10 protein-coding genes are annotated in these 13748 nt (G+C 34.5%); 5 read left to right on the top strand and 5 right to left on the bottom strand.

All coding sequences use genetic code 11. The features are described 5' to 3' along the window. Positions 1–53: 53 nt before the first annotated feature. The 3 genes from A9G10_RS01645 to A9G10_RS01635 all read right to left on the bottom strand — a co-directional run bounded on the left by A9G10_RS01645 (position 54) and on the right by A9G10_RS01635 (position 5310). Positions 54–2669 (bottom strand): autotransporter outer membrane beta-barrel domain-containing protein, encoded by a 2616-nt coding sequence (locus tag A9G10_RS01645; RefSeq protein WP_065557960.1) that lies wholly within the window; start codon positions 2667–2669, stop codon positions 54–56. 599 nt (positions 2670–3268) lie between these two features. After that, positions 3269–4162: a hypothetical protein gene (locus tag A9G10_RS01640; protein WP_065557959.1), complete on the bottom strand. Its 894-nt coding sequence runs from the start codon at positions 4160–4162 to the stop codon at positions 3269–3271. A 281-nt stretch (positions 4163–4443) separates the two neighbouring features. Beyond that, positions 4444–5310: a YicC/YloC family endoribonuclease gene (locus A9G10_RS01635; protein ID WP_065557958.1), complete on the bottom strand. Its 867-nt coding sequence runs from the start codon at positions 5308–5310 to the stop codon at positions 4444–4446. 158 nt (positions 5311–5468) lie between these two features. Between A9G10_RS01635 and rph the strand changes: the two genes are divergently transcribed. The 3 genes from rph (at position 5469) to A9G10_RS01620 (ending at position 8147) form a co-directional block, all read left to right on the top strand. After that, entirely contained in the window at positions 5469–6185 is a 717-nt protein-coding gene (gene rph, locus A9G10_RS01630) for a ribonuclease PH (RefSeq protein ID WP_065557957.1), read from the top strand. A 13-nt stretch (positions 6186–6198) separates the two neighbouring features. Then, positions 6199–6846, top strand: coding sequence for an orotate phosphoribosyltransferase (pyrE, locus tag A9G10_RS01625; RefSeq protein ID WP_065557956.1), 648 nt, complete (start codon positions 6199–6201; stop codon positions 6844–6846). A gap of 194 nt (positions 6847–7040) precedes the next feature. Next, the gene (locus A9G10_RS01620; RefSeq protein ID WP_065557955.1) at positions 7041–8147 is read left to right on the top strand and encodes an SIMPL domain-containing protein; all 1107 of its coding nucleotides are present in this window, start codon (positions 7041–7043) and stop codon (positions 8145–8147) included. Between the two features lie 193 nt (positions 8148–8340). On the opposite strand, the gene A9G10_RS01615 is transcribed toward A9G10_RS01620, so the two are convergent. Then, complete coding sequence (locus tag A9G10_RS01615) at positions 8341–9045, bottom strand: GntR family transcriptional regulator (protein ID WP_065557954.1); 705 nt, start codon at positions 9043–9045, stop codon at positions 8341–8343. 177 nt (positions 9046–9222) lie between these two features. Between A9G10_RS01615 and A9G10_RS01610 the strand changes: the two genes are divergently transcribed. Both A9G10_RS01610 and A9G10_RS01605 read left to right on the top strand, forming a co-directional pair. Continuing rightward, positions 9223–11097: a glucose PTS transporter subunit IIA gene (locus tag A9G10_RS01610; protein WP_065557953.1), complete on the top strand. Its 1875-nt coding sequence runs from the start codon at positions 9223–9225 to the stop codon at positions 11095–11097. A 14-nt stretch (positions 11098–11111) separates the two neighbouring features. Then, a complete protein-coding gene (locus A9G10_RS01605; RefSeq protein WP_065557952.1) occupies positions 11112–12548 on the top strand; it encodes a 6-phospho-beta-glucosidase in 1437 nt (478 codons plus the stop codon). A gap of 89 nt (positions 12549–12637) precedes the next feature. Here the strand turns inward: A9G10_RS01605 and dinB are convergent, their stop codons facing one another. Then, the gene (dinB, locus tag A9G10_RS01600) at positions 12638–13693 is read right to left on the bottom strand and encodes a DNA polymerase IV (RefSeq protein ID WP_065557951.1); all 1056 of its coding nucleotides are present in this window, start codon (positions 13691–13693) and stop codon (positions 12638–12640) included. Between the last annotated feature and the right edge of the window lie 55 nt (positions 13694–13748).

The following is a 13748-nucleotide window of genomic DNA, read 5'->3' as shown; positions in this document are numbered from 1 at the left end:
AAAAAAGCAGTACTAAATCGTACTGCTTTGTATTTACTAAGATATTACTATTGTTAGAATGAATAATTTAAACCTAGTTGTCCACCAATTCGTGAATATTTATCTGAGCCAAATCGAGTATCTAGTTGAGCATAAGCACTTAGTGATTTTGTCATGCTTCCACTCACACCGACTTTAAACTCTGCGTAATTTTTACCTTGATTTGAATCAACATGTTTTCCTTTTACTTTCGCTTCTGGTGAAGATGAATCATATAGCCAGTTTGCTTCAATAAATGGTAACACGCCGTAACCAGATTTTGTGCTTTGACCATAGTAACGTGCACCTATGCGTAATTGCGCACCATCTGCATTAATGTTGTCGACTTTACCTGCACGACCTAAATTAAACTTATCACTGTCTAACCAGGTATAACCAATTTGAGCATGTGGCTCAAGTAACCAGTTTTTCTCATCGCCTTCAAGAACAATTAATCCATAACCAACTTCAGCAGATAAATTTAATGCGTTCCCATTATATTTGCTTGAATAGTTTCTTAAATTTGATAAATGAACGGATGTTTTATGTTTAAACCAGCTATATTGTGCCCAAGTATCGACATAAAGCCCTTCACCATTGGTTTGTGCATTCCAGTTACCGTAAACCCCTAAGTTATAACCGGTCACACTACCATCACCGTTACGTTTACTGTGTTTTTGTTGGGTATCAATTGAACTGTGACCGTATCCACCATAAACCCCTACTTTAAATTGGTCTAAAGATAATACATCCACACCCATTTCAATCACTGATGTCTTCATGTCTATTGATTGTCTACCATTAAACATGTCAGTCTGAGTTCGGTCATAGCTATAACGCATCCAAACATTTGAATCCGGTACGTAAATTGAGGTATCACGGTCGTGAGCACTATGACGGAACATATTTAATGCCGCTAATTGGTTACCAAATACTGATGCGACTATCGGTGATTTATAAACATTTGAAAACGCGTTGGTATATTCAATGACTAATTTGCCATTTTCATCACGTCCAATTGTATAGTCAATTTCACTATCTTTTTTCTCGATGATATTCCAGATAGCATCATCTTGACCGACAACATCAACTAGATTGATTTTACCGCGTTCTGAATTTCCTCGGCCGATTTCAGTTATATCAATATAGGTTTTTCCTGACGCATTACCTTTTACGACAAGTTTATCTGACTCACCTTTTTCTGTATCCACATACATATTTAGTTTGCCATCTTCACCACGGTAATCACCATTGACAGTTAATACTGTATTTGCTGAGTCTTTACCTAAATCGATAGTCCCACCATTGACTAAATTGCCAATTGTTTGGTTATGATCTTTTAAATTAAGTGATCCTTTCTTATCAACGTTATAATTAGATTTTTCGCTAAAGACATTCTCGGCTTTGGCATTCCAAGAACCACCGGTTATATTGGTGTTTCCTTCATAAGTATGTTTGCCACTAATAAAGTTATCACCAGAGATTACATTGACATTGCCTTTTCCATTTGCTTTGCTATCAATATCCCAGCCTACTTGATAATCATTATTAGTATGATTGAAATTAAGTTCACCCGCTGGTAATGATGGATCTTGATTTACAAAATGGATAACCGGCACATCAACCGCTCCCGCTTTTTGTGGTGCTTCATTTGGTTTACCACCAATATTTAATTTACCGCCCTCATTGATGGTTATACCATCATTTTCACCATTAGCGTTTTTAGTTGTGTTTATTTTGGCATCATTAGAAACCGTGATTTCACTTTTATTACCAATGGATATATCCTTAACCACATTCAATGCAGAATCAGTTCCATCAACAAATACTTTACCACCATTTCTAACAATTAAAGTACCGTTGACTGTATCACCAATATTGGCTTTAGCACCATTTAAAATATTTAGCTCAGCATGACCAGTATTTACATTTTTTTCAGGCCCTACTCGCATAGTGGCCGCATTTAATGTTGAATCCTTACCTATAACATTAAAAATTGCGGTACCATTTGCATATCCGAGTAATAAAGTATTTTTTGCATCAAATAAGCCGCCCTCTATAACATCAACTTTGGCATTACCATTAGCGCCAACAATTACTTGAATATTCGCTTTTTGAATAAATGCGCTTCCTTTTCCTTTCACTGTTAGGGTGGTATTAGAACCAGCCTCACTTCCTATACTTGGCGAAGCCCAAGCAGTATTAGTAAAAGTACCACCATTTGTGATTAATACATTCGCATCACCACCTTGGAAGCCAAAATAAGCAACACCTTGAGCATTAATAAGATGTCCATTATCAAGAATTAATTCACCTGAATTTCCTGCGCCTCGACCAACTAAAATTCTTGCTAACGATAGCGTACCGCCATCACTAATCGTTAGACTTCCTTTTCCATTTGTCCCTGAACCTAATGAATATTCATCATTGGTTATTTGACCACTTTGAATTGTGCCAGTACCATTACCTTTAATTGTTTCATTCGAATTAATATGAATTGGTGCAGCTAATGCACTTTCAGACATAGCAGCTGTAATCATGATGGCTGCTGCAATTTTACTTACTGAAGATTTTGTTTTGCCTTTGGCTAGTTCCGATACTGCCAAGCTAATTCCTTGTCTATTTTTTAAAACTTTGTAGATTTTATTCATTTATTAAATTTCCTTGATTTTACGATATTAAACATAACTACTAGTCTTTTAGAAAGTTATGTAAAAATATTATTGATCGGATTAAATGATCAATCAATATTCAATCGATCGAAAATTTCTTATAAATATTGTAAGCATTATTTAATCTATTGTTTTTATTTAGTAAACATTAATTAATTCAATGAAAAAACAATGGAAAGTTTTGATGAGATAACTTTCAGATAAACTAAAAAACCGCTAATCTAATTTTCGCTACATAAGTGATAAGTATTAGTTCTATTTTGCACACCAAACTTATCAATTTATAACAGTTGATAACATGGCTATCTGACATAGACAACGAAAATAAATTTATAATGAAATTTAAATGGTAAGCCGTTATTTTATTTTTTCTTTATGATATTTATTAATTTTTTTTAACATTTACAGCGCAATTAATTAAACAATTTTTATAACAACATTTTTTTTAGTTTTAAAATTGGGAAGATAATATTATCGATGTATTGAGTTGGGCGGGAAATAGACTTTAGCTTAAATGACAGTTTTCAGGCACTCATAAGAGTGCCTGATTTAAAAAGAGAAAGTTAATCGTTGAGATGCTAGATTTTTGTTGAAAATAGTTGATCTGTTTGGTGATCAATATAAGCTTGATTGACAAGTATTCCATCATTTACACCTTCAACTTCAGGCCCTTTATCCGTTTGTTTTAACATTTTTTTCGTAATGGTTAAAATACTTTTTTGCTGACATTTTGGACATTGGCAATATTCATAATTTAGCATAGACATTTTATCGTCAGTCTTTTTAACGAGCAAATCCCGAATATCTTTTTGAAGTTCTACATTGGCTAATGCATCGGCATAACTACCTACACGACTACTATTAATATTGTTTTCTAATTCTTCACTAGACAAAGAATGGAAAAAATATTTTTTGTACCAAGTTTGGCAATCTTCACAAAAGGCATCTTCTATAAATAAAGCTGTTAAAATTGGGTAAAAGAAGACTAAGAATTCAACCAGATAAACGCCAGCCAATAACATCCCTGAAATCGAACCTTTTGATGAGCTGCCTTTAGTAATAGTGATTTCACGATAAGGAATAATATCATTTATTAATATAGTTATAGTATCAATAGGCGATAAAAACAGTGAAATCCAATTTGACAAATAATCAGTGTCAAATAACAAAACTTCAAAAGTAACCAAATTTGAATAATAGGCAAATAAGCAGATTAAAAAGGTCATTAATATATTGATTTTGGCATTACGGATCTTCGCTAATTGAGATAAATTAGATTGCAACATGATTATCACATAACACATCCCCACAAGAAGACCGATATCAATAAGAATTAATGGAGAAAAATGAGAGATTATGGCATATATTACGCCGAGTATAATAGCCACAAAAATACCAAGCAAAGTTAAAACAATCGTAGAGCCCAGATTGAATTTATTTGAAAATTGATAGTGTTCAGTTAAGGTGTTCATTATTTTTTCCTTATATTTATAGATAAATCTACTTTGATTATTTCAATAGAAAAATTAAATAATTAATATTATTGACAGTAAGTAAAACCGTCATTATTTTCATAAAACATATCAAAGCTTATTTTTGAAGCGGCGTATTTTAATATGAGTAAAAGGAAAGAAAAAGGGATTTTTTAATTATTGAAATCGAACTATTTTTAAATTCATTAACTTCTCAATATTTTGATAATAAAATCAATTGATATTGAGAAGAATTACGTTGTTATATTTAATTAATAAAATTATTCGATATTTTGTACTTGTTCTCGAATTTGTTCTATTAAAACTTTTAATTCAATGGCACTAGCCGTGACATCGGCATTGATAGATTTTGAAGCAATGGTATTCGATTCACGGTTGAATTCTTGCATCATAAAATCAAGTCGACGCCCAACCGCTTCATTTTTCTTCAAAATTGCATAAGTTTCTTTAACGTGAGTCATCAAACGATCAAGCTCTTCAGCAACATCAATACGTTGAGCCATCATGACAATTTCTTGTTCTAACCTTGAGCTATCTAATTCGATATTGGCTTCAGCTAATTTAGTTTGTAGCCGTTCTTTTTGCCATACTAATATTTGTGGCATCCATTGACGAATCTTTTCAACTTGTTCCGTTATCCCTTCAAGCCGTTGGATGATAAGCTCACCTAATGCTTTACCTTCACGTTCACGTACAGTAATAAATTCATCAATTGTCGAATCTAATAATGCTAAAAGTTCTTGCGATATGGTATCTAAATTTTGCTCTTTAGCTGATAACACCCCCGGCCAACGTAAAACATCGATAGGATTGACTTCGCCGGATTTGTGCTCTGACTGAATCCAATTCGCTGCATTTAAAATTTGCTTAGCAAGATCTTGGTTTAACGATAATTCTTGATGTTGAGTAGCAGGATCTAATTCAAAACGCAAATGGCATTCAATTTTACCCCGCGTTAAACGATTGCGAAGCCGTTCACGAATAATAGGCTCAAGTGAGCGAAACTGTTCAGGCAAACGGATATAAGTTTCTAAATAACGTTGGTTGACCGAACGAAGCTCCCAAGAAGCGGTCCCCCATGGTTGATTTACTTCTTTTCTGGCATAAGCGGTCATACTGGAAATCATAATAGCTTCCTAAAATTAGTAAAAAACTTGCTGGGCATTGTATCACAAATTCTGTATAATGCGCTCTTAGCTTAGGCTAAACATCAACCTTTTCTTGTTGATGTCCTCCTAAATGGTAAATTCAATTAATTTTTTAAATATAACTGCTGGAGAAATGCATGCGCCCGTCAGGTCGATCTGCGGAACAAGTCCGCCCTATCAAAATTACCCGTCATTACACTAAGCATGCAGAAGGTTCTGTATTAGTTGAGTTTGGTGAAACAAAAGTACTTTGTAATGCAACTGTCGATGAAAGTGTTCCTCGTTTCTTAAAAGGTCAAAATCAAGGTTGGGTCACGGCTGAATATGGTATGTTGCCTCGCGCGACTAATTCAAGAACGCAACGGGAAGCGGCAAAAGGAAAACAAACAGGTCGCACAATGGAAATTCAACGATTAATTGCTCGTTCATTAAGAGCAATGATAGATCTCAAACTTTTAGGCGAATATACCATTACCTTAGACTGCGATGTCATTCAAGCTGACGGAGGTACAAGAACAGCATCAATTACTGGCGCATGTGTTGCCCTAATTGATGCAATAAATAAAATGATTTCCGAAGGCAAAATTAAACAAAATCCGATTAAATCATTGGTCGCAGCTGTGTCTGTCGGTATTGTCGATGGTCAACCTGTATGTGATTTAGAATACATTGAAGATTCTAATGCTGAAACTGATATGAATGTAGTAATGACTGATGACGGACGAATCATTGAAGTTCAAGGGACTGCCGAAGGTGAACCTTTTAGTCATGACGAATTATTAAAATTATTAGAATTAGCGAAAAATGGCATTGCAACCATTATTGATGCACAAAGACAGGCCTTAAAAGATTAATTGGAGAGGATCGATGAAATCATACAAAAGTGAATTTATTGAATTTGCTTTAAATCGGCAAGCATTAAAATTTGGCGAATTCACCTTAAAATCAGGTCGAAAAAGTCCTTATTTTTTTAATGCGGGTTTGTTTAACACCGGTAAAGATTTAGCACTTTTAGGTCGTTTTTACGCTGCAGCTTTATTAGATGCTAAGCTTGAATATGACGTAATTTTTGGCCCTGCTTATAAGGGAATTCCGATTGTATCATCAACTGTCGTTGCATTATCTGAACATCACAACGTTGATGTTCCTTACTGCTTTAATCGTAAAGAAGCAAAAGATCATGGTGAAGGAGGCAATTTAGTCGGTAGTTCGATTTATGAGCAACGTGTTATGCTGGTTGACGATGTTATTACTGCCGGAACCGCGATACGTGAATCAATGCGAATATTGGAAGATAATAAATCAAAATTAGCTGGCGTATTAATTTGCCTAGACCGACAAGAAAAAGGTCGTGCCGATCTTTCTGCAATTCAAGAAATTAAACAAACTTATCATTGCGAAGTGATTTCAATTATTACACTTGATGATTTGATCCAATATCTTTATCAAGATCCAACCAGACAAGATCAAGTTAAACTAGTTGAAGCCTATCGTGCGCAATATGGTATTTGCTAAAATAAACTTTTACACAATCATCAAATGAAATAAAAGCGTTGAAAAACGCTTTTACATCTTTTTACAATCCCATACATTTTTTAGACATTTTATCTGGTTTTTATTTATAATCTAAATTAGATTTATTTAGCCTTTTATTTGAAATTCAACAAGTATTTTTATAAATAATTAAACATTAACTATAGGATAAAAAGATGAAAAAAACAATTTTATTTGCCATGTTACTCAATATTGGTATCGTCTTTAATAGTCATGCTGCTAACTCAGTTACTCAAGAATTGAATGTCAATAATACTTATCTGCAATTACAAGAATTAAAATATGGCAAAAATTTAATACCTGTGGGAGAAGTTGAAGCTAAAATTTCTGAAACCGTCATATTAAAACCTGACACGGTACAATTTTCTGTAACTTTATTAACTGATGCAGCAACACCTAACGATGCCTCAGATCTCAATGTAACAGCAATCAAACAATTTAAAGATGAATTAGTGAAATTAGGCTTAACTGAAGACAATTTAGAAACAATTGGATATCAAAACAATGTAAGAGAAATAAGTCAAGAAAATAGTCAAGATAATTCAAAATTTCAAGCAAATATGAATATTGTTATAAAGATTGATAATAACGATAGCTTTGTTGATCTCAATAAAATTTTAGATAGATATGATATCAATGATATTCATCAAGTAAAAAGTGATAAAGTTGTGAATCTCTATACTTTCCAAATTCGCGAAACTGCCCAAACCTTAAATAAAGCTAAAGATAATCTTTATAAAAAATATTCAACCATTACCGATGAATTAAAAAAACTTCAATTAACGAATTTCACCATAACACAGTCAGATACTGATAAAATATCACCGGAAAGAATTACAGTAAAACAATATTACGTTCGGCATAATCTTATGGTCAAAACAACTAAGCTTGACCTTATTGGTAAAATTATTGCTAAAGCTCAAGAATTAAAAATGGTCGTCAATGATGATACTCATTACAGCGTTTCGAAAGAAGCTGTTCAAAAAGCAATTGAAGAACATGAAGCAATATTATTAGCTAAACTTAAAAATAAAGTTGAACGACTACTGGCAAAACAATATCTGTTAGGTGCCCCTAAACAGCTTAATATAACTGGTGGAGAATTTGATCTGGAATCAGAATACAGAGACGCTCGACGTTATCCGAACAGATTGTATAATGATGGATATCGGAAGGAGGATGTTGAAATTTATGCTCCAACAGATTACAGAATAAAATTGGTTTTATCGGGTACTTTTGAGACACTTAAACCTATACAGTAAACTTTTAAAATAAACCTATCATCAATTAAACACGCTCTCCTTAATTAGTTTCTTAACAAAAGGGGGAAATAATAGGAGAGCGTTTAAAACCGATTATATTTACTATTTTATTTTTAATTTAAAGTAATTATTGTTCAAATAGTTTACTAGATCAATAATCCATTTTTTCAAGCTACTCTTTTAAAACTTCGATTTATTTAGAATGGCTCTGAACATAAAATTTTGCATTGTCGTAATGGTAGATAATTTTCGAAAAATCAAATGGTTCCCCTGCCGATGTATAAAATATTTCTTCAACACATAACGCAGGATCGCCTGCTTGTAAACCTAAGTATTTCGCTATTTCGGCATCTAATTTTATCGCTTTAAAATATTTATCTGAAAAACCAATGCTAATTTTACAGATATCTTTCACATAACTAAATATTGAATGCTCAGCAATTTCTTTATTCAAATATGACACCAGTTTTTTGCGATAATAAGATTGTTCAAAACCGTATATTTCGCCGTCCACATATCGTAAACGCTTGATGTAATAAACGTGTTCATCATCACCACATCTTAAATTTTCTTTTACTTTTTTGTCCGGTTCAATAATATCGACATTAAATACTTGCGATGCACCTGGAAGATCGTTTAAATCTACACTAAACCCATGACTTTCTAAAAAATTGAGATACCCACTTTTTTTAGGCTGTCTAACAAAAATACCACTACCTTGTATTTGATAGATGACACCATGGCGTTCAAGTTGGTTTAAAGCTTTAATAATAGTTGTCCGACTGACTTGATATTGGTTGATTAACCCTTCAATATTAGGTAATTGGGTATCTTTTGGCAATTTTTGTTGATAAATTGTCTGTTTAATCTTTTCTGCAACATCCTGATATTTCAACATTTATTTTCCTTATATTATTCATCTATAGTTAAATCCTATTTTATACTTATTATTTTAATATCAAAGCGAACATATTTAAAATTAGATCTAGATCACAAACAATAAAATTGGTAATTAACAATTTTCAATTTGTCGATAAGATAAGTTAACTTTATTTTTTATAAGGAACTTAAAACGATGTCGTCAAAAATCAGAGACTATAATAAGTTGGCTGTTGATATTTTGAATGAGTTAGGTGGTGAAAACAATATAGTCACTGTCGCTCGTTGTGCAACACGTCTACGCTTAGTGACACAAAAAACCCCCGAAAATGCCAAGGAAAATATTGCTAAATTTCCTGGCGTCATAACCGTTGTTGAAAAAGGCGGACAAATTCAGGTGGTTATTGGAACAAATGTTGATAAAGTCTATAATGCCTTTGTGCAATTAATTAAAACAGATAATAAAGTTGCAAATGTCGAAAATAAAAATATATTAAATCTTATCATTGCAACGATGTCAGCCGTATTTGCACCTTTTGTTTATGTCCTAGCTGCATCAGGAATATTACAAGGGATTCTAATCTTAATTAAATTAGCCTTTCCTGATTTCGGAACGACAGGCACTTACCAAGTATTCAATTTCATTTCGTGGGCACCATTTGCTTTTTTACCTATTTTTATTGCGATTACTGCTTCACAACATTTTCGCTGCAATATTTATATCGCTGTGGCGTGTTGTGCAGCATTGTTATCACCGACATGGTCTGAACTGGCTGCACTCATCAAATCAGGGCAAGAAATTAATTTATTTGGTTTGGCACTGTCCGAAACCACCTATATGTCAACGGTGTTACCACCACTATTTTTAGTCTGGCTGTTATCTTATTTAGAACGATTTTTAGAGCCACGTTTACATAGCATCATTAAACCACTTCTGATGCCTCTTATTTGCTTAGTCATTATGGTACCCCTTACTTTGCTCGCTATCGGTCCGCTGACTGCAAATGCTGCACATTATATTGCTAATGGTTACAACTGGATTGTTAATCTTGCACCATCTGTGGCAGGTGGATTAATCGGTGCAGTCTGGCAGGTATTTGTTATTTTCGGTGTTCATTGGGGAATCACACCAGTTATCATTGAAAATATAAATCAATACGGTCAAGATTCATTCCAAGCTTTCCAAACAATTGCTGTTATTGGTCAAGTGGGCGCTGCCTTAGGATTCTATATCAAAACCAAAAATAAAGATATGAAAGGGGTCTCTTTATCCGCATTTGTTACCGGTATTTTTGGTATTACTGAACCGGCTATATATGGTGTGAACTTACGTTTCAAAAAACCATTCATTTATGGCTGTGTATGTGCTGCTGTAGGCGGAATTGTTGCGGGATTTTTTACACCTTATTACTATACCTATGCCGCTTTACCAGGTCCATTAACCATAGTTAATGCTATTAATCCTGAACATCCTGGCTCATTTATAGGCGTTTTAATTGGATCAGTAATTGCCTTATTTGGTCCGGTATTATTAATTCAAGTTTTAGGTACCGGTGAATCAAAATCATCTCCAAACGAGCGGATCGAAGATGATACGCCGAAAGTTTTAGTTGATGAAATTAAAATTACAAGCCCGATGACAGGTAAAGCGCTGCCATTAAGCGAAGTCCCTGACCCTGCCTTTGCTCAAAAACTAATGGGTGAAGGTATTGCTATTGAGCCAACGGATAATCATGTTTATGCCCCTGATGACGCGGAAGTTACTGCGGTATTTGAACGTTCAAAACATGCAATTGGTTTGACCTTAAATAATGGTGTAGAACTTTTAATCCATTGTGGTATCGATACAGTCAATTTAACAAATAACGAATTTAATTATCATGTATCATTAAATCAACAAGTTAAAAAAGGTGATTTGCTTATTAGTTTTGATCCTGACGCTATTACAAAAGCGGGTTATCCATTAATTACCCCAATTATTATTGTTAATAGTGCACAGTATCAACAAATCACATTAACCGATAAAACAGACGTTACAACTCAAGATATCGTATTTGACATTAAGCAATAACAAGGAACACAGATATGAAGCAAAAAAATTTTTTATGGGGCGGTGCATTAGCTGCTCACCAATTTGAAGGCGGATGGAATGAAGGCGGTAAAGGTCCAAGTGTCGTCGATGTTATGACAGCAGGTGCACACGGTGTGCCAAGACAAATTACGCAAGATATTGAAGCAGGAAAATTTTACCCGAACCATACCGCGATCGATTTTTATCATCACTATAAAGAGGATATTAAACTATTTGCAGAGCTAGGTCTTAAATGTCTTCGCACCTCGATTGCTTGGACAAGAATTTACCCTAAAGGTGATGAACTACAGCCTAATGAAGAGGGATTACGGTTTTACGATGCGGTATTTGATGAATTAATTGCCAACGGAATTGAACCGGTCATTACCCTATCTCATTTTGAAATTCCTTTACACATAGCTCGTGAATATGGGGGATTCCGTAATCGTAAAACGGTTGAGTTTTTTGAGCGATTTGCGATCACCTGTTTTGAGCGTTATAAAAATAAAGTCAAATACTGGATGACATTTAACGAAATTAACAATCAAATGGATACGAGCAACCCTATCTTCTTTTGGACTAATTCTGGCGTGCAAGTCAAAGCAGGTGAAAATCCGCAAGAAGTCCTTTACCAAGTTGCTCATTACGAACTCTTAGCCAGTGCTAAAGCCGTGATCGCAGGTAAAAAAATCAACCCAGATTTTCAAATTGGTTGTATGATTTCTCATGTACCAATTTATCCTTACTCATGTAATCCGGAAGATATGATGGCTTCAGAAATTGCAATGCATCAACGATTCTTCTTCCCTGATGTTCATGTCCGAGGCTATTACCCTGCTTATGCATTAAAAGAGTTTGAGCGAGAAGGTTATAAACTTGATATAACGCAAGAAGATTTAGCATGTTTGAAACAAGGCACCGTTGATTACATTGGTTTTAGTTATTACATGTCAACGGTCGTTAAAGCTGATGTCAAAAATGATAACCGTGACAATATCGTCAATGGTGCTTTACCCAATGCGGTCGAAAATCCTTATATTAAAAGCAGTGATTGGGGATGGCCAATTGACCCAGAAGGCTTACGCTATACATTAAATCGTTTATATGACCGCTATCAATTGCCGTTATTTATTGTAGAAAATGGTTTCGGTGCAATTGACCAACTCGAAAATGGTCATCAAATACATGACAAACCACGTATTGAGTATTTGGGCGCCCATATCAAAGCAATGCTGACAGCAATGGACTATGACGGGGTTGATGTCATTGGATATACCGCATGGGGAATCATAGATGTTGTATCCTTTACCACTGGCGAAATGAAAAAACGCTATGGTGTGATCTATGTTGATCGTGATAACGAAGGTAATGGTAGCATGAAACGGTATAAGAAGGATTCCTTTGATTGGTATAAACAAGTCATTCAGACCAATGGAAAAAGTTTGAAATAAGACTTAGCTAAGCCAAAATCATTTATGGGGATATTGTGATATTCAAAAATCCCCATAAAAACAGTTTAACAATTTAATGCTTCAAATAGCTAAAAAGGAAAGATTAATTGTTTGTCTAATTGTGGATCAATAAGGGTAACATGAAAACCGATTAACCTTACTCCCCTATCGTTACGCCGTTCTTGCCAAACTTTGTACGCTTGTTCAATCAAATCTTGTTTATCCAACTTTGCCCAGACGTGTTCTTGTGTCGTAAGTTGAAAATCATCAAATTTAAATTTTACCCCTTGTCTGGCTATTGATAAATCGGTTCTGACTTTACTTAATCGTTTTTCTAACTCTTCATAAAGTGGATCGAGTTGCAGTAAACACTCATCCCAAGTATGAATATCATCAACTAAAGTACGTTCAACTCCCACTGATTTACGTTGCCTGTCATTACAGACTTCACGTTCATCAATGCCTTGACATCTTTCATAAAGCACTCGTCCAAACTTACCAAATTGATTAAGTAATTTGGTTAAATCATACTTCACCACATCTCGACAAGTAAATAACCCTAGTTCAGCCAATTTTTTTTCGGTAACTTTCCCCACACCCGGAATCTTTTTGAGAGGGAGTTGCTGTATAAACGAATCAACTTCGTCAGGTGTAATCACATACTGACCGTTAGGCTTATTCATGTCTGAAGCAATTTTAGCTAAAAATTTAAGTGGTGCAACACCGGCTGACGCAGTTAAACCTAGTTCATCAAATATAGCTTGCCGAATGTCTTTGGCAATTAATGTTGCCGAACCATGACAAAGTTGACAATCGGTCACATCTAAATAAGCTTCATCAAGTGATAAGGCCTCGATTGCTTGGGTATAACGCTGAAAAATTTGATGAATCTGGTTTGAAACTTCTTTATAAACAGCATGTCTACCCGGAATGACTTTAAGATTTGGACACAGTTTTACCGCTTGCGCCATTGACATAGCACTATGAATACCAAATTGTCGAGCAAGATAATTGGCTGTTGCGACAACGCCTCTTTTTCGTGGGTCACCCCCAACAGCAATGGGGATATTACGGTATCGAGGGTTGTCCCGCATCTCAACTGCCGCATAAAAACAATCCATGTCAACATGAATGATTTTTCGCATAATCTGAATGATAGCATGTAAAATATAACTGTATAAATATACAATACCATACCTT

This window comes from Gilliamella sp. wkB308 (assembly GCF_001690185.1).
In the GTDB taxonomy this organism is placed as follows: domain Bacteria; phylum Pseudomonadota; class Gammaproteobacteria; order Enterobacterales; family Orbaceae; genus Gilliamella; species Gilliamella apicola_I.
The sequence above is the reverse complement of the archived record's forward strand: the minus strand, read 5'-3'. Positions and strand labels throughout refer to the sequence as shown.